This window comes from Micromonospora sp. NPDC048835 (genome assembly GCF_040649995.1).
Taxonomy (GTDB): Bacteria; Actinomycetota; Actinomycetes; order Mycobacteriales; family Micromonosporaceae; genus Micromonospora.
In genome coordinates, this window is record NZ_JBEZGM010000034.1 from 1 (window position 1) to 22255 (window position 22255).

General features: G+C 72.3%; 22 protein-coding genes. 9 read left to right on the forward strand and 13 right to left on the reverse strand.

The window, feature by feature from the left end; all coding sequences use genetic code 11:
* Nucleotides 1-223: 223 nt before the first annotated feature.
* From AB0C15_RS28420 to groES, 3 genes are all read right to left on the reverse strand, one after another.
* A complete protein-coding gene (locus tag AB0C15_RS28420) occupies nucleotides 224-1927 on the reverse strand; it encodes a molybdopterin-dependent oxidoreductase (protein ID WP_357357002.1) in 1704 nt (567 codons plus the stop codon).
* A gap of 134 nt (nucleotides 1928-2061) precedes the next feature.
* Entirely contained in the window at nucleotides 2062-3702 is a 1641-nt protein-coding gene (gene groL, locus AB0C15_RS28425; RefSeq protein WP_357357004.1) for a chaperonin GroEL, read from the reverse strand.
* A 70-nt stretch (nucleotides 3703-3772) separates the two neighbouring features.
* Complete coding sequence (gene groES, locus AB0C15_RS28430; protein ID WP_030330046.1) at nucleotides 3773-4087, reverse strand: co-chaperone GroES; 315 nt, start codon at nucleotides 4085-4087, stop codon at nucleotides 3773-3775.
* Nucleotides 4088-4346: 259 nt separating this feature from the next.
* On the opposite strand from groES, the gene AB0C15_RS28435 reads away from it, so the two are divergent.
* The 6 genes from AB0C15_RS28435 (at nucleotide 4347) to AB0C15_RS28460 (ending at nucleotide 11133) form a co-directional block, all read left to right on the forward strand.
* Nucleotides 4347-5531: a methyltransferase domain-containing protein gene (locus AB0C15_RS28435; protein WP_357357006.1), complete on the forward strand. Its 1185-nt coding sequence runs from the start codon at nucleotides 4347-4349 to the stop codon at nucleotides 5529-5531.
* Nucleotides 5532-5734: 203 nt separating this feature from the next.
* Nucleotides 5735-6823 (forward strand): substrate-binding domain-containing protein, encoded by a 1089-nt coding sequence (locus tag AB0C15_RS28440; protein WP_357357008.1) that lies wholly within the window; start codon nucleotides 5735-5737, stop codon nucleotides 6821-6823.
* 113 nt (nucleotides 6824-6936) lie between these two features.
* Complete coding sequence (locus AB0C15_RS28445) at nucleotides 6937-7755, forward strand: ATP-binding cassette domain-containing protein (RefSeq protein WP_357357010.1); 819 nt, start codon at nucleotides 6937-6939, stop codon at nucleotides 7753-7755.
* The gene (locus AB0C15_RS28450) at nucleotides 7752-9014 is read left to right on the forward strand and encodes an ABC transporter permease (RefSeq protein ID WP_354888800.1); all 1263 of its coding nucleotides are present in this window, start codon (nucleotides 7752-7754) and stop codon (nucleotides 9012-9014) included. Before AB0C15_RS28445 ends, AB0C15_RS28450 begins: the two co-directional genes overlap by 4 nt.
* A gap of 22 nt (nucleotides 9015-9036) precedes the next feature.
* Nucleotides 9037-10218, forward strand: coding sequence for an ROK family protein (locus AB0C15_RS28455; RefSeq protein WP_357357012.1), 1182 nt, complete (start codon nucleotides 9037-9039; stop codon nucleotides 10216-10218).
* 174 nt (nucleotides 10219-10392) lie between these two features.
* Nucleotides 10393-11133, forward strand: a complete 741-nt coding sequence (locus AB0C15_RS28460) for a DUF4142 domain-containing protein (RefSeq protein WP_357357014.1) — start codon at nucleotides 10393-10395, stop codon at nucleotides 11131-11133.
* 33 nt (nucleotides 11134-11166) lie between these two features.
* On the opposite strand, the gene AB0C15_RS28465 is transcribed toward AB0C15_RS28460, so the two are convergent.
* The 4 genes from AB0C15_RS28465 to tsaB are packed head-to-tail and all read right to left on the reverse strand — an operon-like array spanning nucleotide 11167 to nucleotide 13630.
* Complete coding sequence (locus AB0C15_RS28465) at nucleotides 11167-11421, reverse strand: hypothetical protein (RefSeq protein WP_357357016.1); 255 nt, start codon at nucleotides 11419-11421, stop codon at nucleotides 11167-11169.
* A gap of 13 nt (nucleotides 11422-11434) precedes the next feature.
* Nucleotides 11435-12481 carry a tRNA (adenosine(37)-N6)-threonylcarbamoyltransferase complex transferase subunit TsaD gene (gene tsaD, locus AB0C15_RS28470; protein ID WP_357357018.1) on the reverse strand — a complete coding sequence of 349 codons (1047 nt, stop codon included), beginning with the start codon at nucleotides 12479-12481 and terminating at the stop codon, nucleotides 11435-11437.
* Complete coding sequence (gene rimI, locus AB0C15_RS28475) at nucleotides 12474-12956, reverse strand: ribosomal protein S18-alanine N-acetyltransferase (protein WP_357357020.1); 483 nt, start codon at nucleotides 12954-12956, stop codon at nucleotides 12474-12476. The genes tsaD and rimI overlap by 8 nt, the downstream gene beginning before the upstream one ends.
* Nucleotides 12953-13630: a tRNA (adenosine(37)-N6)-threonylcarbamoyltransferase complex dimerization subunit type 1 TsaB gene (gene tsaB, locus AB0C15_RS28480; protein ID WP_357357022.1), complete on the reverse strand. Its 678-nt coding sequence runs from the start codon at nucleotides 13628-13630 to the stop codon at nucleotides 12953-12955. Before tsaB ends, rimI begins: the two co-directional genes overlap by 4 nt.
* 301 nt (nucleotides 13631-13931) lie before the next feature.
* Between tsaB and AB0C15_RS28485 the strand changes: the two genes are divergently transcribed.
* Nucleotides 13932-14636, forward strand: a complete 705-nt coding sequence (locus AB0C15_RS28485) for a helix-turn-helix transcriptional regulator (protein ID WP_357357024.1) — start codon at nucleotides 13932-13934, stop codon at nucleotides 14634-14636.
* Nucleotides 14637-14676: 40 nt separating this feature from the next.
* Here AB0C15_RS28485 and AB0C15_RS28490 read toward each other — a convergent pair whose 3' ends face one another.
* The 6 genes from AB0C15_RS28490 to AB0C15_RS28515 form a co-directional block, all read right to left on the reverse strand.
* Entirely contained in the window at nucleotides 14677-15378 is a 702-nt protein-coding gene (locus AB0C15_RS28490; protein WP_357357026.1) for a uracil-DNA glycosylase, read from the reverse strand.
* A gap of 65 nt (nucleotides 15379-15443) precedes the next feature.
* Complete coding sequence (gene tsaE, locus AB0C15_RS28495; RefSeq protein WP_357357028.1) at nucleotides 15444-15926, reverse strand: tRNA (adenosine(37)-N6)-threonylcarbamoyltransferase complex ATPase subunit type 1 TsaE; 483 nt, start codon at nucleotides 15924-15926, stop codon at nucleotides 15444-15446.
* Complete coding sequence (locus AB0C15_RS28500) at nucleotides 15923-17026, reverse strand: alpha/beta hydrolase (protein ID WP_357357030.1); 1104 nt, start codon at nucleotides 17024-17026, stop codon at nucleotides 15923-15925. The genes tsaE and AB0C15_RS28500 overlap by 4 nt, the downstream gene beginning before the upstream one ends.
* Nucleotides 17023-18141, reverse strand: a complete 1119-nt coding sequence (gene alr, locus AB0C15_RS28505; protein ID WP_357357032.1) for an alanine racemase — start codon at nucleotides 18139-18141, stop codon at nucleotides 17023-17025. The genes AB0C15_RS28500 and alr overlap by 4 nt, the downstream gene beginning before the upstream one ends.
* A 90-nt stretch (nucleotides 18142-18231) precedes the next feature.
* Nucleotides 18232-19701 (reverse strand): NAD(P)H-hydrate dehydratase, encoded by a 1470-nt coding sequence (locus tag AB0C15_RS28510; RefSeq protein ID WP_357357034.1) that lies wholly within the window; start codon nucleotides 19699-19701, stop codon nucleotides 18232-18234.
* A gap of 55 nt (nucleotides 19702-19756) precedes the next feature.
* Nucleotides 19757-20125: a holo-ACP synthase gene (locus AB0C15_RS28515; RefSeq protein ID WP_357357036.1), complete on the reverse strand. Its 369-nt coding sequence runs from the start codon at nucleotides 20123-20125 to the stop codon at nucleotides 19757-19759.
* Nucleotides 20126-20299: 174 nt separating this feature from the next.
* Between AB0C15_RS28515 and AB0C15_RS28520 the strand changes: the two genes are divergently transcribed.
* Both AB0C15_RS28520 and AB0C15_RS28525 read left to right on the forward strand, forming a co-directional pair.
* A complete protein-coding gene (locus AB0C15_RS28520) occupies nucleotides 20300-20596 on the forward strand; it encodes a hypothetical protein (protein ID WP_357357039.1) in 297 nt (98 codons plus the stop codon).
* The gene (locus AB0C15_RS28525) at nucleotides 20593-22200 is read left to right on the forward strand and encodes an alpha/beta hydrolase (protein ID WP_357357041.1); all 1608 of its coding nucleotides are present in this window, start codon (nucleotides 20593-20595) and stop codon (nucleotides 22198-22200) included. The genes AB0C15_RS28520 and AB0C15_RS28525 overlap by 4 nt, the downstream gene beginning before the upstream one ends.
* Nucleotides 22201-22255 lie beyond the last annotated feature (55 nt).

Consider the following 22255-nt stretch of genomic DNA (forward strand, 5'->3'; position numbering starts at 1 on the left):
ACCGCACCGCACCGCACCGCACCGCACCGCACCGCACCGCACCTACAGATCTTGGACACTTACCGTCCGCACAGAACGGAAACTGTCCAAGATCTGCGGGCACGGTCCGGGGTACCAAAGGTCTGTCCGCCGGTCCTTCGATTCGGAGGACAGTCGCGCAGGCCCCAAGGCAGGCCACGGACACGACCCACCCACCCGCGAAGCGGCGACGCCGTGACGTGGGTCAGCGGACGTTGACGGGGACCGTATGCCAGCCGGTGGCGCCGTCCGGGACGACGTCCTGCGTACGTTCGGTCTGGGTTTCGCCTGTCGCATCCGTTGCTCGGACCTGGAGCCGGTGCTCGCCCGGCGTGGCGTCCCAGCGCCAGGACCACTGCACCCAGGTGTCCACCGACACGCTCGGGGCCAGCGCGGCCTGCTGCCACGGGCCGCCGTCGACGCGTACCTCGACTCGGCTGATGCCGCGGTGTTGCGCCCACGCCACGCCAGCGACGGTCACCGGCCCGGCGGTCAGCCGGTTGCGCCTGCGGGGTGTGTCGATCCGCGACTGGGTCTTGATTGGTCCTTCGCGGGACCAGCCGCGCGGGATCCAGTACGCGTCGAAGTCGGCGAACCGGGTCAGCTCAAGTTCGGTCACCCACTTGCAGGCTGACACGTAGCCGTAGAGGCCCGGCACCACCATTCGGACCGGGAAGCCGTGCTCGACCGGTAGTGGCTCACCGTTCATCCCGACGGCCAGCAGTGCGTCTCGTCCGTCGCGCAGCGCGGCGGTGGGGGTGCCGCAGGTCCAGCCGTCCACCGACCGACCGACGACCTGGTCGGCGTCGTCGTCAGGGTCGACCTCGTCGAGCAGTTCCCGCAGGGGTACGCCGAGCCAGCGGGCGTTGCCGATCAGGTCACCGCCCACCTCGTTGGAGACGCAGGCCAGCGTGACGTACCGCTCGACGAGCGGTCGGGCCAGGAGTTCGGCGTAGCTGTAGGTGCGTTCCTTGCCGACCCGCCCGTGGATCCGCAGCCGCCAGGTGTCCGGGTCGACCTGCGGCACCACCAGCGCGGTGTCGATGCGGTAGAACCCGAAGTTCGGGCTGACGTACGGCGCGAGTTGGGCGAGCTTGAGGTCCGCGCCCGCCGGCACGGCCGGTGCGGGAGCGACCGGCGCGGGCAGGCGTATCGCGTCGCGGGCTGCGGACACGCCGCGCCGACCTGCCAGCCAGCGCCCGCCGAGGCCGGCTACCACGGCCGTGCCGAGCAGCGCTCCGCTGCCGGTGAGGAACCGCCGCCGCGACTCCGGGTCCACCTCGTCAGGCCCGCTCGACTCGATCGCCGCCGTCGGTCCGGCCGGGGTCACCGGCACCGGCCCCGCCGGAGACACCGGCACCGACTGCCCCGGCGACCTGGGACCAGCAGGCGACCCGGGACCAGCAGGCGACCCGGGACCAGCAGGCGACCCGGGGCCAGCCGGCGGTGTGGGCGGTGACCAGGACCAGGGGTTCAGCTCGAACGGCCCGGCGATGAACAGCCAGAGCACCAGGGCGCCGAGGCCGGCGCCGACAAGGGAGGGCAGTGCGTCGGCGAGGTCGGCGCCGGAGCGGGTCAACGCGGCGGCAACGCCGATGGCGCCGAACGCGCCGATGCCGGCCAGCCCGACGGCCAGTCGGCGGATCGCCAGTACGCCGAGGAGCGCGGCGAAGCCTGCCAGCAGCGCGGCCGTGCCGACCAGCAGGGCGATCTTGTCGGCGGTGCCGAAGAGGTCGATGGCGAACTGCTTCAGCGGCTCGGGGACGGCGTCGACGATCACCCCGCCGACCGCGACCAGGGGCGCAGACCGGGGGCCGGTCAACACCGCGACCGGTTCGGCGATGCCGATCGCGACGGCGGCGGCGGTGATTCCGGCCAGCGCGGCGTACCGCCGTGACGTGGTGCTCATCGGCCCAGTGTGCGCGATCATCTCGCCCGGTCGCCAACAACGTCAGCGTTCGGTAATGACCTGGCAGCCCGCAGGAACGAGCCGGGGCGCACCGCCTGACGGCGGTGCGCCCCGGAACGGGTGTTGCTACCGGATCAGAAGCCCGGGCCGTGCTGGTGGCCGTGACCGTGGCCGTGCCCGCCGCCGGCGGCCGGCTCGGCCTGCTCCGGCTTCTCCACCACGAGGCTCTCCGTGGTGAGCAGCAGACCGGCGATCGAGGCGGCGTTGGTGACCGCGTTGCGGGTCACCTTCACCGGGTCGATGATGCCGGCCTTGACCAGGTCGACGTACTCGCCCTTGGCGGCGTCGAGGCCGTTGCCCCACTTGAGGTCGGCGACCTTCTGGGTCACGACGTAGCCGTCGTGACCGGCGTTCTGGGCGATCCAGCGCAGCGGCTCGACGAGCGCCTTGCGGACGACCGAGACACCCACCTTCTCGTCACCGGTGAAGCCCAGGTCGTCGTCGAGCACGGAGAGGATCTGCACCAGGGCGGCGCCGCCGCCGGGGACAGTGCCCTCCTCGACCGCGGCCTTGGTCGCCGCGATGGCGTCCTCGATGCGGTGCTTGCGCTCCTTCATCTCGACCTCGGTGGCGGCGCCGGCCTTGATGACGGCGATGCCACCGGAGAGCTTCGCCAGCCGCTCGGCCAGCTTCTCCCGGTCCCAGTCGGAGTCGGAGGCCTCGATCTCCTTGCGGATCTGGGCCACCCGGTCGGCGACGTCGGACTTCTGGCCGCCGCCGTCGACGATCGTGGTGTTCTCCTTGTCGACCACGACGCGCCGGGCGGTGCCGAGCACCTCCAGGCCGACCTGGTCGAGCTTGTAGCCCAGCTCCGGGGCGACCAGCTCGGCGCCGGTGGAGATCGCGATGTCCTGGAGCATGGCCTTGCGCCGGTCACCGAAGCCCGGGGCCTTGACCGCGCAGACCTTGAGGGTCTTGCGCAGCGAGTTGACCACCAGGGTGGAGAGCGCCTGGCCGTCCACGTCCTCGGCGATGATCAGCAGGGGCTTGCTGTTCTGCAGGACCTTCTCCAGCAGCGGCAGCAGCTCCTCGATCGCCGAGATCTTCTGGGTGGTGACCAGGATGTACGCGTCCTCGAGGACGGACTCCTGGCCCTCCAGGTCGGTGACGAAGTTCGGCGAGATGAAGCCCTTGTCGAACTGGAGACCCTCGGTCACGTCCAGTTCGGTGGTGAGCATCGAGCCCTCCTCGACGGTGATGACACCGTCGCGGCCGACCCGCTCCATCGCCTCGGCGATCAGGTCGCCGATTGTGGAGTCCTGTGCGGAGATCGTCGCCACGTTCGCGATCGACTCCTTGCTGGTGACCTCGGCGGCCTTGCCGAGCAGCGCCTCGGAGACCTTGACGGCCGCCGCGTCGATGCCCCGCTTGAGGCCGGCCGGGTTGGTCCCGGCGGTCACGTTGCGCAGACCCTCGCGGACCATCGCCTGGGCCAGCACGGTCGCGGTGGTGGTCCCGTCGCCGGCGACGTCGTTGGTCTTGGTCGCCACCTCCTTGACGAGCTGCGCGCCGAGGTTCTCGTACGGGTTGGTGAGCTCGATCTCCTTGGCGATGGTCACACCATCGTTGGTGATCGTCGGCGCACCGAATTTCTTGTCCAGGACGACGTTGCGCCCGCGCGGGCCGAGGGTGACCTTGACCGCGTCCGCGAGGGCGTTGACACCGTGCTCAAGCAGGTGTCGGGCGTCGTCCGAGAAGCTCAGGATCTTCGCCATTAATGTCCCTTCGAAGCGCCAGTGCCCCGGCCCGGCGAGCCGGACCGGGGCACTGGAACTGATCGGTTGCTTACTTCTCGATGACCGCGAGGACGTCGCGGGCGGAGAGCACCAGGTACTCCTCGCCGGCGTACTTGACCTCGGTGCCGCCGTACTTCGAGTAAAGGACGGTGTCGCCGACCTGCACGTCAACCGGAACCCGGTTGCCGTTGTCGTCGACGCGCCCCGGGCCCACAGCGAGGACGGTGCCCTCCTGCGGCTTCTCCTTGGCGGTGTCGGGGATCACGATGCCCGACGCCGTGGTGGTCTCAGCCTCGTTCGCCTGGACCACGATGCGGTCCTCGAGCGGCTTGATCGCAACCTTGGTCGCGGTAGTCACGGGCATACCCTCCTGGGGTACTGGTTTCGTTGCTGGCCAGCGGGGCTGACCAGCGTCAATCTGCCTCATGCCACCGGGCGGTGCCGTCGTCGCGGGTGCCGGTCCGCCTGGCGTGCGCACCCGGGTCGCGAGACCCGGAAGCTGGCACCCTCAGGGTGAGAGTGCTAATCGCAGGTTATTCCGTGGCTAGCACTCCGTCAAGGAGAGTGCCAGCGCGTCGCGCCCCGCCAGCCAAGTTTTCCGAGCCGGACGGGACAATGGCCGGGTGGATCTCGATCAGCTGGCGGCGCTGCGTACCCCCGAGGGGTCGGCCGCGCTCGCGGCGGCGGCCGGGCTGGCCGGTGGTGATCCACTGGCTGCGGCGTCGGCGTTACGCGCGGCCGGGGTGCCGCCGACGCTTGCCGCGGCGGCGCTCACCCAGGCCGAGCTGCGGCACCGGGCGGTCGGCAAGTTCGGCCCGGCCGCCGCTGCGATGTTCCTCACCCGCCCCGGTCTGGAGCAGGCCACCCGCCGGGTGGTCGCCGACCGTCGCGCCGCCCGGTTGTCGGCGGCCGGCGTCCACACCCTGGCCGACCTCGGGTGCGGGCTCGGGGCGGACGCGCTGGCCGCCGCCCGCGCCGGCATCCGGGTGTACGGCGTGGAGGCCGACCCGGTGACCGCGGCGATGGCCGCCGCCAACGCCGAGGCGGCCGGCCTGGCCGCGCTGTTCACCGTCGAGTGCGGCGACGCGACCGGGTTCGACGTGTCAGGTGTCGACGGGGTCTTCTGCGATCCGGCCCGCCGCGCGACCGGCACCGGGCGACGGATCTTCGACCCGCGCGCCTACTCACCACCGTGGGACTTCGTCACCGGGTTGGCCGAGCGGGTGCCGCGCACCGTCGTGAAGGTGGCGCCGGGCCTGGACCACGCGCTCATTCCGGCCGGCGCGGAAGCCGAGTGGGTCGGCGTGGACGGCGACCTGGTCGAGGCCGCGCTCTGGTGCGGCGACCTGGCGGAGGTGCCCCGCCGGGCCACCCTCTACCGCCAGCAGGGCAGCCATCAGCTCACCGGCTCGGGTGCCGCCGAGGCGCCGGTCGGGCCGCCACGCCGCTACCTGTACGACCCGGACCCGGCGGTGGTCCGTGCGCACCTCCTCGCCGAACTGGCCACCGAACTGGACGCCACGCTCGGCGACCCGAGCATCGCCTACCTCTACGCCGACAGGCCGATCCGCACCCCGTACGCGCGCTGCCTGGAGATCACCGATGTGCTGCCGTTCTCACTCAAGCGACTGCGGGCGCTGCTGCGCGAGCGTCGGGTGGGCCGGGTGGAGATCCTGAAGCGTGGTTCGGCGCTCACCCCGGAGCAGCTCCGCCGGGACCTGCGGCTGGCCGGGGCCGAGTCGGCGAGTCTGGTGCTCACCCGGGTCGACGGTGCACCGACGGTGCTGATCGGCGAGCCGGTCGGCTAGCGCCGTCCCGATCAGACCCGCTGACGACTCTCGTTACGTCGACTCCCCGGTGGGATACCCGGGGAGTAACAGTCGCGTTGCTGAATTGTTATCGCCCCCAACAAACTAGGCACCTGCGCGGTCTTGTGGAGCCGGTGTGACGCGAAATACGTTGCCGGACACAACAAAACAACACCTCCCCCACCTCCGAAAGGACCCTGCACATGCGTAAGGGGATCCTCACCATCGCCGCCGTGGGCCTGCTCGCGACCGGCGGCTTGACCGCCTGCGGCGACGACTCCGGCTCTGGTTCGACCGACTCCAAGAAGACTCCCAAGATCGGCGTGATCCTCCCGGACAGCAAGTCCTCCCCCCGCTGGGAGACGGCGGACCGTCGCTTCCTGGAGGAGGCGTTCAAGGCCGCCGGCGTCCAGTCCGACATTCAGAACGCCCAGAACGACAAGGCCGCCTTCCAGACCATCGCCGACCAGATGATCACCAGCGGCGTCACCGCCCTGATGATCGTCAACCTGGACTCCGGCACCGGCAAGGCCGTGCTCGACAAGGCCAAGTCGCAGGGCGTCGCCACCATCGACTACGACCGGCTCACCCTGGGCGGCTCCGCCCAGTACTACGTCAGCTTCGACAACGAGGTCGTCGGCAAGCTCCAGGGTGAGGGCCTGTCGAAGTGCCTGACCGAGAAGGGCGTCAAGAACCCTGTCGTGTCGTACCTGAACGGCTCGCCCACCGACAACAACGCCACCCTGTTCAAGGCCGGCTACGACTCGGTGCTCAAGCCGAAGTTCGACTCCAAGGAATACACCAAGGGCCCGGACGACGCCGTGCCGGGCTGGGACGGCCCCACCGCCGCGACCATCTTCGAGCAGCAGCTCACCGCGACCAAGGGCAAGATCGACGGCGTACTGGCCGCCAACGACACTCTCGGCAACGCCGCCATCTCGATCCTGAAGAAGAACAAAATCAACGGCAAGGTGCCGGTGACCGGGCAGGACGCCAGCGTGGAGGGCCTGCAGAACATCCTCGCCGGTGACCAGTGCATGACCGTCTACAAGGCAGTCCGGGAAGAGGCCAAGGCCGCTGCGGACCTGGCCATCGCGCTGGCCAAGGGCGAGAAGAAGGACACCGGCCAGTCGGTGAAGGACGGTGACCGCGACGTCCCCTCGGTGCTGCTCACCCCGAAGGCCATCTACAAGGACAACGTCAAGGACGTCATCGCCGACGGCTACGCGACCAAGGAGCAGGTCTGCACCGCGGCGTACGCCAAGTTCTGCGCCGACGCCGGCATCAGCTGACCGACGCCGCAGTACCCGCCGGGACGACCATCGCCGCCCGGCACGGGAGCACCCTCCCGTGCCGGGCGGCGCCCGCCGGACGGGCCCCGACCCTCCCTTAAGAAGGAGACCCCGTGTCCGCGATTCCCCTGCTGGAACTCCGCGGGATCGACAAGAGCTTCGGTCCCGTCCAGGTGCTCCGCGACGTCGCCCTGAGCGTCCACCCGGGCGAAGTGACCGCACTTGTCGGCGACAACGGCGCCGGCAAGTCGACCCTGGTGAAGTGCATCAGCGGCATCCACCCCACCGACGCCGGTGAGGTCCTGTTCAACGGTGAACCGGTCCACATCGGCAGTCCCCGCGACGCCGCCACGCTCGGCATCGAGGTCGTCTACCAGGACCTCGCGCTCTGCGACAACCTGGACATCGTGCAGAACATGTTCCTCGGTCGGGAGAAGCGCAGCGGCATCGTCCTGGACGAGCCGACAATGGAACAGCTCGCCGCCGAGACCCTGGCGGGGCTCTCCATCCGTACCGTCACCTCGCTTCGCCAGCACGTCTCCAGCCTCTCCGGCGGTCAGCGCCAGACCGTGGCCATCGCCAAGGCGGTGCTGTGGAACAGCAGGCTCGTCATCCTGGACGAGCCGACCGCCGCCCTGGGCGTGGCACAGACCGCCCAGGTCCTCGAACTGGTCCGTCGCCTCGCCGACAACGGCCTGGCAGTGGTGCTCATCTCGCACAACATGAACGACGTCTTCGCCGTCTCCGACCGGATCGCCGCGCTGTACCTCGGCCAGATGGTCGCCCAGGTGAAGACCACCGACATCACTCACGCCCAGGTGGTTGAGCTGATCACCGCCGGGCGCTCGGGCGGCCACGGCCTCGCCACCGACCCGGGCGGCAACGGCGACGGCCCGCAGCCGGCCGACTCGATCTCAGGAGGCGTCCGATGACCACCACCGCCGTGCGCAAGGACGGCCCGGCGGCCGTCACACCGCCGCCGACCGTCGGGAGCCACGTCCGCAACTACGTGAGCCGGGTACGCGGTGGCGACGTCGGCGCGCTACCAGCCGTGCTCGGCCTGATCGTGCTCTGCACCGTCTTCGCGGTCATGCGGCCGTCGTCGTTCCTGTCGGCAGGCAACTTCGCCAACCTCTTCACCCAGGGCGCGGCGGTCACGCTGATCGCGATGGGCCTGGTCTTCGTGCTGCTGCTCGGCGAGATCGACCTCTCCGCCGGCTTCGCCAGCGGTGTCTGCGCGGCGGTGCTGGCCAACGTGGTCACCGTGCTCGGCTACCCCTGGTGGGTCGCCGTCCTCGCCGCGGTCGCCACCGGTGTCATCATCGGCACCACGCTCGGCATGCTCGTCGCGAAGATCGGTATTCCGTCCTTCGTGGTCACTCTCGCCGGCTTCCTCGCCTTCCAGGGCGTCGTGTTGCTGCTCGTGCAGGAGGGCACCAACATCTCCGTCCGCGACGAGGTGCTGGTCGCCATCGCCAACCGCAACCTCGCCCCCGCGCTGGGCTGGGCGCTGACCGCCGTCGCCGTCGTCGGCTACGCGGCGGTGCAACTGCTACGCCACCGCAACCGGGCGGCCCGCGGTCTGATCACCGACCCGATCGCGGTGGTGGCGCTGCGGATCGGCGGGCTCGCCGTCATCCTCGGCACCGCCGTGTACGTGCTCAACCTGGAGCGCAGCCGCAACGTCCTCATCGTCTCGCTCAAGGGTGTGCCGATCGTGGTGCCGATCATCGCGGTGCTGCTTGTCATCTGGACCTTCGTGCTCCAACGCACCAGCTACGGCCGGCACATCTACGCCGTCGGCGGCAACCGGGAAGCGGCCCGCCGGGCCGGCATCGGAGTCGACCGGATCCGGATCTCCGTCTTCGTGATCTGCTCGTCGATGGCAGCCATCGGCGGCATCGTGGCGGCCAGCCGGGCCAACTCGGTCGACCCGAACACCGGGGGCAGTAACGTACTGCTCTACGCGGTCGGCGCGGCGGTGATCGGCGGCACCAGCCTCTTCGGTGGCAAGGGCCGCGTCCTCGACGCCGTACTCGGCGGCGCGGTGGTCGCGGTCATCGAAAACGGGATGGGCCTGATGGGGTACAGCGCGGGAGTCAAGTACGTGGTCACCGGCGTCGTGCTGCTGCTCGCCGCGAGCGTCGACGCGCTCTCCCGCCGGCGCGCGGCAGCCACCGGCACCCGCTGACCGCGCGGGAGGTAGCACCAGCATGCGCCCGGGACCGAGCCAGGATGACGTCCGACGGCAGAACCTCGGTGCCCTGCTGCGGCACGTGCACGTCCACGGGGCGACCACGCGTGCCGAGCTGACCACCACACTGGGCCTCAACCGCAGCACCATCGGCGCGCTCACCGCCGACCTGTCCGCAGTGGGGCTGGTCAGCGAGGGAGCACCGAAGGAGACCGGCCGGGCCGGACGACCGTCACTCGTCGTCCGGCCCGAATCGGCCCGGGTCTACGCGTACGCGTACTCGGTGGAGGTGGACCGACTGCGCGCCGCACGGATCGGGCTTGGCGGCGCGGTCCTGGACCGCCGGGACCTGGACCGGCCGCGCGGCCTGCTGGCGGCGGAGGCCGCGCCGCTGCTGGCCGGGGTGGTCAAGGAGATGCAGCAGGTGGTGCCGACGGACGCGATCTGCGTCGGTGCCGGCGTCGCGGTGTGCGGGATGGTCCGCCGGGACGACGGCCTGGTCCGGCTCGGCCCCACCACCGGTTGGGTGGACGAGCCGATCGGCGCGGCCCTCGCCGACGAGCTGGGCATCGACGTACCGATCACCGTGGGCAACGTGGCCGACGTCGCCGCGTTCGCCGAGCACGCACGAGGTGTGGCGGCGGGCTGCGACAACGTGCTCTACCTGTACGGCGACGTCGGCGTGGGCGCCGGCATCATCGCCGGCGGGCGTCGGCTGACCGGGCACGGTGGGTACGGCGGCGAGGTCGGCCACATGAAGGTGGTCCGCGACGGCAGGCCCTGCGAGTGCGGCTCCCGGGGCTGTTGGGAGACCGAGATCGGCGAGCGCGGCCTGCTGCGCGCCGCCGGACGTTCCGACGCCCGGGGCCGTGACGCGCTGCTCGAGGTCTTCGACGCGGCCGACCGGGGGGATGCCGTGGCTCAGACGGCGGTCCGCCAGGCCGGCGACTGGCTCGGCTTCGGGGTGGCCAACCTGGTGAACGTCTTCAACCCGGAGATGGTCATCTTCGGCGGAACCATGCGCGATCTCTACCTCGCCGCGGCGGCCCAGATCCGCAGCCGGCTCAACTCGAACGCGCTCGGCGCGTGCCTGGAGCACGTGCGGCTGCGCACGCCGAAGCTGGGGACCGACGCACCCCTGATCGGTGCCGCCGAGCTGGCCTTCGAACGGCTCCTCGCCGATCCCCTCGACGTGGGCTGATTCCTACGCTGTCCGGCGTGGATCTGGAGTTGCTCGCTGTCAGCCGCGGATCCGGGTCGCTCAACGATGAACTGATCGCGCGATCAGCCCGTACCAGTGGGCGGACGGGCAACCGGCAAGGCGCGGCTGCCCGGTCCAGACGCGTTCGGTCCGGACCGAGGAGGCACCACAGACATGGCACCGCTCAGATCCGCCCATCGCCGACTGGGCACCCGGACCCACCGAGCGGCGATGCTGCTCATCGCGATCATCGCGGGGGTCGGTGTCCTACCCGGCGCGGCCATCGCCGCCCCCGCCGGCGGGCGACAGCTCAACGCCGCCGACATGACACTGCTCAACGGGGTGCGGTTGGCCGGGCTGTGGGAGATGCCGGCCGGCCAGATGGCCGCCGAGAAGGGACAGTCGGCGAAGGTACGGGAGATCGGCGCCGGCATCGCCGGCGAGCACCAGAAGCTCGATGAACTCGTGGTCGAGGCGGCCAACAAGCTGGGCGCGAGCATCCCGAGCGAGCCGACGGCCCAACAAAAAGGCTGGCTGACGGAGATGAAGGACGCCTCCGGCGCCCGGTTCGACCAGATCTTCGTGACCCGCCTCCGGGTCGCTCATGGCGCCATTCTCCCGGTGATCAGCGCCGTACGGGCCAGCACCCGGGACGCCACCGTCCGCAAGCTCTGCGAGGACGCCACCGCCTTCGTCACGCATCACATGCAGATGCTGGAGTCCACCGGCCTGGTCCGCTGGCCGGAGCTGCCGCCGGCCGCGCTGCCCGCCCCCGGTGAGGACGGCCTCCTGGCCGCCGCCTCCGCCAACTCCGGTCCGCAGGTCGGGGTCAGCAGCACCGTCGTCTGGCTGGTCTTCCTCGCCGCGCTCGGCACCGGCGGGATCGCCACATACCGGATGATGCGCCGTAGCTGACCGGTCAGCTACGACTCTGGATGGTGGCTCGCGTCAGCGGTCGACCTGGGTGAAGTCCCAGGAGTGCGGGGCGCGGGCCACCAACAGGGCGGGTGGTTCCGGCAGTGTGCGGGGGTTGCTGCGCCACTTGGAGATGACCACCACGCGGTGGTCGGTGGAGGAGAACACCTCGCTGGAGACGTGCAGCGGGTCGTGCTCCAATTCGGGCAGGGCGGTGTCGCACACCCAGGTGATCAGGTCGGCGACGCCGTACGCCTCGGCGCGCGCCTCCCACATCCGCACGATCATGTCCGCCGCCCCCTCACACGCTGACCGTGGTCAACGGCAGCGCCGAGTCGGCCGGCAGGTCCAGTCGACTCGGGGCGACCCCGGCGGCGACCAGGTGCGAACCGAGCGCGGCCACCATCGCACCGTTGTCGGTGCACAGCTTCGGCCGGGGCACCCGGACCCGGATGCCGTACTTCTCGGCTCGCTGCTCGGCCATCGCCCGCAGCCGGGAGTTCGCCGCCACTCCCCCGCCGATGACCAGGGTCTCGATGCCCTGCGCCCGGCAGGCGGCGAGCGCCTTGCTGGTCAGCACGTCACAGACCGCCTCCTGGAAGGACGCGGCGACGTCGGCCACCGGCACCGGCTCGCCGGCACGCTGACGGGCCTCGACCCACCGGGCCACCGCCGTCTTCAGCCCGGAGAACGAAAAGTCGTACCGGTGGGCCGCGAGATCCTTGGCGGCGGTCAGACCGCGCGGGAAGGCGATCGAGGTGGCATCACCGGCGCGGGCCTCCCGGTCGATGGGCGGGCCCCCTGGGAAGGGCAGACCGAGCAGCCGGGCGACCTTGTCGAACGCCTCCCCGGCCGCATCGTCGATGGTGGCGCCCAGCGGGGTGACACCCCGGGCCAGGTCGTCGACGAGCAGGAGGGACGAGTGACCACCGGACACCAGGAGCGCGATTGCGGGTTCGGGCAGCGGACCGTGCTCGAGGGTGTCCACCGCGACGTGGGCGGCGAGGTGGTTGACGCCGTAGACGGGCTTCTCGGCGGCGACCGCGTACCCCTTGGCGGCGGCAACGCCGACCAGCAGCGCGCCGGCCAGCCCCGGCCCGGAGGTGACCGCGATCGCGTCGATGTCGGCGAGCGTGACGCCCGCCTCGGTCAGTGCCCGGTCCATGGTCGGCACGATGGCCTCCAGGTGCGCCCGGCTGGCCACCTCCGGCACCACACCCCCGAACCGGGCGTGCTCCTCGACGCTCGAGGCGAGCGCGTCGGCCAGCAGGGTGTGGCCCCGCACGATGCCGACGCCGGTCTCGTCGCAGGAGGTCTCGATACCCAGGATCAGTGGTTCGTCAGCCATGGTCGTGTGGTCCGTCCCCGGTCAGCTCGGCGTCGCGCCGCATGACAAGCGCGTCGGTGTTGCTCGGTTGGTAGTAGCCGCGCCGCACCCCGACCGGCTCGAACCCGTACGCCGCGTAGAGCCGCTGGGCTGCGGCGTTGTCCACGGCGACCTCCAGCAGGGCGCTGCGGGCGTCACGCCGTCCCGCCTCGGCGAGCAGCTCCTCCAGCAGGACGCGGCCCACGCCGCGCCGCTGGACGTCCCGACGGACGGCGATGACCTGCACCCACACCTCGTCGGGCGGTACGCCGGCGAGCCCGGCGTAGCCGAGCACCGAACCGTCCGCGTCGATGGCGACCCGGTAGTGGTGCCGGTTGGCCAGTTCGCTCCAGAACATGGCGGGCGTCCACTTCTCGGCACCGAAGAGGTCCGCCTCGATCGGCAGCACCTCGTCAATGTGCCACCAGCGGAACGGTTCGAGCCGTACCGCGGTCACGGCAGGACCGGTTTACGGCCGGTCGCCGCCACCGCGTCAGGGCGGCGCAGGTAGAGCGGGGTGAGCCGCTCACTCGAGGCGCCCGCCCGGATCCGCTCGGCGGCGAGCGAAGCCAGCACCGTCGCGTCCGGGTAGCGCGGCTCGACCCGAACGGGCAGGTCCAGAATCTCGGCGTACCGGTGTGCCCCGTCACCGACCGCGATCGTCGCGCCCAACTCGCGGGCCCGCGCGGCGGCCACCCCGGGTGCGGACACCTCGGGCCCGACGATCCGCTGGCCGGCACCGTCGTAGACGGCCCAGTACAGCTCCTTGCGCCGGGCGTCGCTGGCCGCCAGCACCGCCTCGCCGGACGCCGCCGGGTAGCCGATGGCGTCAAGCGAACAGACGCCGTACGTGGGGATGCCGAGCACCTGACCCATGGTCGCGGCGGTGACCAGGCCGACCCGCAGCCCGGTGAACGGCCCAGGGCCGAGCCCGGCGACGATGGCGGTCAGGTCACGCGGGCGCGCGCCCGCGTCGGCGAGGACCGCATCCACCTGGGGCGCGAGCAGCTCACCGTGCGCGCGGGCGTCGACAGTGCAGCGATGCGCCCGCGACGCCACGCCGTCTGCCGAGACCTCCACCAGCGCCGCGGTGACCGCGGGGGTCGAGCTGTCCACCACGAGTACGAGCACGGTAAGCCAGCCTAGCCGCCCCGCCCCGCGCCCCGGTCACGCCCCGCCCCGCCTCGCCTCAGACTGCCCCGCCGCCGTAGGCCGCCAGGCCCAACGCCTCGCCAGGGACGAGCGCCGGAACTACATCCGCAAATGAGCCTGATGTCTGTGAGTAATCACGATGACTCACAGACATCACGCTCATCGAGGGGATGCCTGCCGAGCCATGCGCTCGGCGATTGTGGGGCGCTGATCGCGCCGCAAGTCGCCGACCTGCCGCAGCGGGATCCCGGGCATCTCGCCCGTGGTCCACCATGCCGGGATGTCATCGACTCGCCTTGTCACAGTGCTCGGTGCCGCCGTGCGGCATCAACGACAGCTACGCGAGCTGAGCCAGCGTCAGTTGGCCGCACTCGCCGAGGTCAGCCAGGCTGCGGTGGCCCGGTTCGAACGCGGTGAGCGAGCACCGACCATCCCGGTGCTGGAGCGGTTGCTTGCCGCGATGGACGTGCAGTTGGTGGTCGGGGTCGAGCCGTTGGACGCGCACCTCGACGCCCAGATCGACGACCTGGCCGCCCGGCCGATCGCCGAGCGGATCGACGGGTTGGGGCTGGATCGGCTACTGGATCGACTCACCAACTTCCCGCAGGTGATCACCGGTTGCACCGCGGCGTTGCTACAGGGCGCGCCGGTGCCGGTCGACGCGCTGGATATCGCCCTGCGTTGGCGGGACTCCAAGCCGTTCACCCGCTGGCTGGAGGCGAACTACGGCCAGCGGTGGAACGCCCGCTGGGGTGAGTTCGGCGGGGTGTGGTTGGAGCCCGAGGAACCGGGCGACCATCTGTGGTCGACCCGGTACGGGGAGATCAGGGCCACGATGTGCGACGAACTGCCCGAGACGATCGAGGTGCGCCACGGCGGGCGGACCTACCAGGTGGTGCCGCTTGTCGAGCTGGAACTCAGCGAGCCGCGAGCCGCCGAACTGTTGAGCCGCTACCGGGACCGACAGTTGGCCAGCGACGGCTGAGCCAACTGCCGGTCCGAACCAGCCGCTGCCCGAGCCCAGCTCAGCCGGCGGTGCGCTCCCAGTCGATGGTGGGCAGGCCGGCGTCGGCGAGTGCCTTGTTGGCGGCACTGAACGGACGGCTGCCGAGGAAGCCGCGCGGATTCATCGGGCTGGGGTGGCCTGCCTCCAGCACCACGTGCTGCGGGTTGGTGACAAGCGCGGCCTTCTTCCGGGCGTAACCGCCCCAGAGCAGGAAGACCACCCGACCCGGTGCCGCGTCCAGCGCCCGGATTGTCGCATCGGTGAACTCTTCCCAGCCGGCGTTGCCGTGCGAGCCCGGGGTGGCCTGCCGGACGGTCAACACCGAGTTGAGCAGCAACACACCCTGCGCGGCCCAACCGTCGAGGTTGCCGCTGCTCGGCTTGGGGACGCCGACGTCCTCGCCCAGTTCCTTGAAGACGTTGCGCAACGACGGCGGCACCGTCACCCCGTCACGGACGCTGAAGCTCAACCCGTGTGCCTGCCCGGCCCGGTGGTAGGGATCCTGCCCGAGGATCAGCACGCGGGTGTCCTGCGGTGAGCAGAGCCGATAGGCCGAGAACAGGTCCTCCAGCGGCGGGAAGACGGTCTGTGTCGCGTATTCCCGGGCGACGAACTCGCCAAGCGCGGCCGTGCGGGCCGGGTCGAGGTGCGGGGTGAGCACGGCACGCCACTGCTCCGGCAGCAGGGCCAGCAGATCCAGGGCGGGAGCGTCGTCGGGCATCAGGAACCTCTTCCAGCGCGGGTCGGTCCCCCGCACTCTAGGCACCCGGTACGACACCCGCGGACCTAGCCCAGGTCGGCGAGTCGCCGGGCCCAGTCGCCGCCGACCGGGTCCAACTCGACGATGCGGGTGTCGTCGTCCCGGCGGTCGATGCGAACCCACAGGTGCGCGTCGACCAACTGCTCGACCAGACCCTCGCCCCACTCCACCACCGTGACCGAGTCGTCCACCGACGCGTCGAGGTCCAGGTCGTCGATCTCGGCGCGCGGGTCGGTGGCGTCGCCCAACCGGTACGCGTCGGCGTGCACGAGTGCCACCCGGCCGCCCCGGGCCGGATCGGGTCGGTGCACCCGGGCGATCACGAAGGTCGGCGAGGTGATGTCCCCGAGGACACCGAGCCCGACACCGATGCCCTGGGTGAGCGCGGTCTTGCCGGCACCCAGCGGGCCGGTCAACAGCACCAGGTCGCCGGCGCGCAGCAGCCCGGCCAGCCGCCGGCCGAAGTCCCGAGTGTCCTCGACGGTCGGCAGCTTGACGACGTGACTCACCGTTCCTCCACGCTCTGCAGTGACTCCAGGAACCGCGCCAGGGCGGCGTTGACCTCGTCCGCGTGCTCCAGCATCACCACGTGGCCGCTGTCCTTGATCTTCACGAACTCGGCGTGCGGCAACCGGCGGACGATCTCCTCCGAGTGTGTCACCGGAGTGATCATGTCCTTGTCTCCGACCACCACCAACACCGGCGTCGACGCCAGCGCCGCCAGCGCCGGGAAGCGCGAGTGGGTGGCCAGGGTCCGCAGGTAGCGGGTGACCGTGTCGGCCGACGTCCGGGAGTTCATCGTCTCCACGTAGGACACCAGCGACGGGCTGGGCTTGCGGGTGCCGAAGCCGTACTTGCGGGTCAGCAGCCAGGCCACGTTCGACGTCGACTTGCGGGCCTTGTCGATCACCGGCCCGCCGTACCGGGTGGCGTTGCTCACCATGTAGAGCACCGGGCCGCCGACCCGGCCGAGCAGCGCGGGAGCGACCAGCTTGGTCTCCGCGACGAGCCCGCCCGACGTGGCCATCAGAACGGTGCCCACCACCCGGTCACCGAACAGCTCCGGGAACAACTCGGCGAACGCCATGATGGTCATGCCGCCCATCGAGTGGCCGACAAGCACGAGCGGCCCGTCCGGGGCGGTTCGGTCGATCACCTGGCGCAGCGTCCGGCCGAGCACCGCGAGGTCGTACTCGCCGGTCTCCAGGCGGCCGGACCGGCCGTGACCGGGCTGGTCGTACGCCACGATCCGGTAGTCGCCGCGGGCGGCGAGCATCTGGCGCTGGAAGTGGAAGGTCCCCATGTCCAGGCAGAAGCCGTGCACCAGCACCACCGTCGGGTGCCCCGGCACCGGCCGGGTCGGCTCGACCACCTCGACCTGGATGTCGGTGCCGTCCGGCAACTCGAGCCGGAACGCCTCGTCGTACCGCTGCTTGTCGAACGTCTCGTGCGCGTAGCGGTCGGCCGGGTCGGCCTTGAGCCGGCGGACCAGGGTCCGTTCGGTCGCGACGCCGGCCGCCAGACCCGCCGCGGCCACCCCCACCGCCGCGCCGACGATCCCCGCGACCCGGCCGGCGGCCGTGCGCGGACGTGGAATGCGGTAACTCATGGCGCCACGCCGTCGTAGACCCGTGGCACCCGGGTGCTGCCGAACCGCGTCACGATCTCGTAGTTGATGGTGCCGACCGCCTCGGCCCAGTCGTCAGCCGTCGGCTCGCCGTCGGCGCCGCTGCCGAAGAGGGTCGCCACGTCGCCGTCGGCCACCGGGTCGTCGCCGCAGTCGAGTACGAACTGGTCCATGCAGACCCGCCCCGAGATCGTCCGGCGTACGCCGCCGAGCTGGACCGGGCCGGTGTTCGACGCGTGGCGCGGAACCCCGTCGGCGTACCCGAGTGGCACCACGGCCAGGTTCGCGTCGTTCTGCGTCGTGTAGGCGTGCCCGTAGGAGATGCCGGTGCCGGCGGGCACCCGCTTGGTGAGCATCACCCGGGCGCGGGCGGTCATCGCCGGCCGCAGCCCGTACGTCTCGCCGGCCACCGGGGAGAGCCCGTAGACGGCCAGGCCGGGGCGGACCATGTCGAAGTGGGTGTCCGGGCGGGTGAGGGTGGCCGCCGAGTTGGCGAGGTGCCGCCAGCGCGGTCGAAGACCGGCCCGCTCGACCATTGCCAGCCCTTCGTGGAAGACGGCCAGTTGACGGTCGGTGGTGGGGTGACCGGGCGAGTCCGCGTACACGAAGTGGCTCCACACGCCGACCACCTCGACCAGGCCGTCGGCCTGCGCCTTCGCGGCGGCGTCGAGCAGCGCGGGCCAGTCGGCGACGGTCGCGCCGCCCCGGGACAACCCCGTGTCGATCTTGAGGTGCAGGCGGGCGGGACGCCCAGCGAGACGACTCGCCGCGCTCATCTCGTCAAGCTGCGCCAGGCTGGCCGCGCCCAGGTCCACCCCGGCGCTGACCCCCTCGTGCAGCGGCAGGCCGGGCGCGAGCAGCCAGGCCAGCACCGGCACGGTCACCCCACCCCGGCGCAGGGTGAGCGCCTCGTCGAGGGTGCAGACGCCGAGCCAGTCCGCGCCGGCGTCGAGCGCCGCGCGGGCGGCGGGAAGCATGCCGTGGCCGTACCCGTCGGCCTTCACCACCGCCATCACCTCGGCGTTGGTGCCGGACCGGAGTCTGCTCACGTTCTCGCGGATGGCATCAAGATCGACGCGTACCTCGGCCTGCCACATGCTCCCAGCCTACTTTCCGCCGTGATCACCGCGGGCGGCGACGCACGTGCCGGCACGGTGAGCCGGTCACCGGGCCCGGAACCGGCCGGTTCAGCCCAGCGGGGCCAGCACCGGGCGCAACGCCGCCGCCACGTCGGGCGCGGTCACCGGCCCGCTCCGGGCCGCCTCCCGCCCGGCGAGCCCATGCAGGTACGCGGCCGAAGCCGCCGCCCGATCGGCGGGCACCCCGCCCGCCAGCAGCGAGCCGAGCAGCCCGGCCAGCACGTCGCCGGTGCCACCGGTGGCCAGCGCCGGGGTGCCGGTCGGGTTGACGTACGCCCGACCGTTCGGCGTGCCGATCACCGTGCGGTCCCCCTTCAGCAGCACCACCGCGTTCATCCAGGCGGCCAGCCGCAGCGCGGCGCCGACCCGGTCGGCGCCCGGTTCCTCCCCGCAGAGGCGGGTGAACTCCCGATCATGCGGGGTGACCACGATTGGCGCGTCCCGACCCCGCAGCCGGTCGGCGAGTGAGCCGTCCACGAGCAGGGTCAGGGCGTCGGCGTCGAGCACCACCGGCACCGGGGCGGCCAGGACGGCCCGCAGCTCGGCCGCCGCCTCCGGGCCGGTGCCCAGCCCGGAGCCGCAGACCCAGGCCTGCACCCGGCCCGCGTCGGCGACCCGCGAACTGGCGATCACCGAGGGGTGCTGGTGCAGCACCTCGGCGCGGGCACCGCCGGCGTAGCGGACCAGGCCGGTCGGCCCGGCCAGCGCGCCGCCCACGGAGAGCACCGCCGCACCGGGGTAGGTCTCCGACCCGGTCGCCACCCCCACCACGCCCCGGGTGTACTTCTCCGACGCCGGGCCCAGCTTCGGCCACCAGTCGACCAGGTCGGACCACTCGGTGACCCGCAACGCCGGGGTGCCGCGCAGCCACTGCCGCAACCCGATGTCGACAAGCTCGACCTGCCCGGCCAGCGCGGCGGCCGGCCCGACCACCAGGGCGGGCTTCAGCGCGCCGAAGGCCACCGTCACGTCGGCGCGGACCGCGGTGGGCCGGCCGGACGCGGAGAGCGGCACGTGGCCGGTGTCGACGGCGACCCCGCTGGGCACGTCGACCGCAAGCACGGTGGCCCGCTCCCCGTCGCGGCCCCGCAGGTCGCCGAGGCGTTGGACCAGCTCGTCCGCGTTCGCCCGGAGCCCACCGGTGCCGCCGATGCCGACGATGCCGTCGACGACCAGGTCGACCGGGCCGGACGGACCCGGCACCAGACGACCGCCGGCGGCACGCAGCGCGGCCAGGCCGGCGGCGTGCGCCCGCCCGGGGGTGAGCAGCACGGCGGACACCTGGACACCTCGGCGGGCCAACCGCTCACCTGCGTACAGCGCGTCGCCGCCGTTGTCGCCGGAGCCGACAAGCAGCAACACCCTGCCGCCGTAGACCCCGCCCCGCTCGTCGAGCAGGAGCGCGGCTCGACGAGCCAGGCCGGCAGCGGCCCGCTGCATCAGCGTCCCCTCGGGCAGCGTGCCCATCAGCCCCGCCTCGGCCGCCCGTACGTCGGCCACCCGCCACACCGATCTCATGCCACCGTGTCCCATCCCGTTCGCGGGCGGACCTGCTCGGCCCTCCCAGCCGACGTCATCGTTCCGCGACCACCATCGCCGACGCGATCCCGCCGTCGTGCGACAGCGAGAGGTGCCAGTGGTTGACCCCACGCGCGTCGGCCGCCGCCGCGACCGTGCCGGTGACGGCAAGCCAGGGGCGGCCATCCGGGTCGGGCACGATCTCGCAGTCGTGCCAGCTCAGCCCGGCCGGAGCGCCGAGCGCCTTGGCCACCGCCTCCTTGGCGGCGAACCGGGCGGCGAGCGACTCGGGCGAGCGCGGGTGGCCGGAGCGGGTGTGCCGCTCACCCCGGGTGAAGAGCCGGTCGGCGAGCAGCGGCGTCCGTGCCAGGGCCCGGGCGAACCGGTCGACCAGGACGACATCGATGCCGACAGCGACGATCACCATCTCACCCTACCGGCGGGCGGGGCCGCAGATTAGCCGTCGGGCTCGCGCTGGGCAACGCCTGTGGACACCCCGGCGTACGCCTCGACGCCGGCTGTCCACAGGGCACCGCACGGCCTCCGGTTCGCGCCTAGCGTCAGCGCGTCGATACCGATCGTCCACGGGGGTGTGGCCATGAGCGACGAGCCGTTCGCTGTCCGGCCGGAGGAGTTGCGGGCGGTCGCCGTCCTGCTCGACGACGAGGCGCGGCGGTTGGCGTCGGGCCTCGCGGGCTTCCCCGGGTTGGTGGTGGCGGCACCCGGGTGGCGAGCGGGCGTGGCCCTGGCCGCGTTGGAGACCGCCGGGCACGCGTGGTTCTGCCGGCTCGGTGCCCGGGTCGCGGCGACCTCCGGCGGGGTCCGGGTGGCGGCCGAGTCGTACGAGACGGTGGACGACCGGGCCGCCGACCGATTCGCCGCCCTGCCCCGGTGAGCAGCGTCGGCTATCGACAGCTGTGGGCTGTCGATCCGGACGGGTGGCGGGTTGCCGGGGCGGCGTGGGCGGGGTTGACCGGGCCGGTCGACCGGCGGGTCGACGGGCTGCGCACCAGCGGCGGGCGGTTGCGGGGCGGTTGGTCGGGCCCGGCGGCCACGGCCGCCGACACCCGGCTCGCCGGTCTCCGGGACGAGCTGGCCTCGATCGCACCCGCGCTGATCGAGGTCGACCAGGTGCTTGCCGAGTTGGCGGGTCGGTTGACGGTGGCGAAGGCTCGGCTCGTCGACGCGGTCGCCCGGGCCGATGCGGCCGGCCTGCTGGTGGACCGCTCGGGCGGGGTACGGGTCGACCCCGCCCGGGTCCGGCCCAGCGACCGGGCGGGCACGACGGCGGCGGGGGTGGCCGCGGATGGGGTGGCCGCGGCCCTGCGGGCCGCGCTCGACGGGGCAACTGCCGCGGACCGGGTCGCCGCTGACCGGTTGGACGAGCTGGCCCGGGCCGCCGGCACCGGGTGGGCGTCCCCACCGCCGCCGGGCCGACCAGCCTTCGGTACCGCGCCCGCGCTTGTCGGCGCGTGGTGGTCCGGGTTGACTCCGGCGCAGCGACGGTGGCTGGTCGGGCGTGAGTCGGCCCTGGTCGGCCGGTTGGACGGGGTGCCGGTGGCCGCCCGCGACCAGGCCAACCGGTTACAGCTCGACGTTTGGCGTACGGAGTTGCTCGCCGAGCGGCGGCGTCTGCTGTCCCGGGTGCCGCCGGGGCCGCTCGCGTCGATCCGGTTGCGTGGGGTGGCCGGGCGGTTGGCCGGCCTGGAGGCGCTGGCCGGGCGGCTGACGGCTGGCGGGGCGCCGCGGGCGTACCTGCTCGGGTTGGATCCGGCGGGTGAGGGCCGGGCGGTGGTGGCCCTCGGTGACCCGGACCATGCCGACCGGGTGCTGACCTACGTGCCGGGGATGACCGCCGGCCTGGACGACGCCCCCGGTGAGCTGGGCCGGGCGGCCCGGGTGCTGGAGCGGTGCACGGCGCTCGCACCGGGTGAGCGCAGCGCGGCGGTGCTCTGGTTGGACTACGACGCTCCCGACCAGTTGGCCGAGGCCGCCTCGGCCGGTCAGGCCCGGGACGCCGGCCCGGCGCTGCACCGCTTTCAGGAGGGGCTGCGGATCAGCCACGACGGGCCGCCGGCGCGGCAGACCGTGCTCGGGCACAGCTACGGGTCGCTGGTGGTGGGGGTGACGGCCCGGGAGCATGGGCTCGCCGCCGACGCGCTCGTCTTCGTCGGCTCGCCGGGCGTCGGCGCGTCACACGCCACCGAGTTGGGCGTGCCACCCGGGCAGGTCTGGGCGAGCAGCGCCCCGGACGACGTGATCCGGGCCGCCCGGCCACCGGACGAGCTGGGCCGGCGGGCCCTGCTCGGCGCGGCACCGCTTGCCGGCGTGCTGGGCTGGCCCGGCCGGACGGGGCACGAGCTGTGGTTCGGTCACGACCCGGCCGACCCTGGCTTCGGTGGGCGGGTGTTCCCGAGCGGCCGTGGCAGGCACACCGGCTACTGGGAAGCGGGTAACCCGGCGCTGGACGGGATGGCTCGGGTGGTGCTGGGCTGGTGACGACGGAACCCCGACCGCCGCGGCCTGCGGCGACCGGGGTTCCGGACGTGCGAGG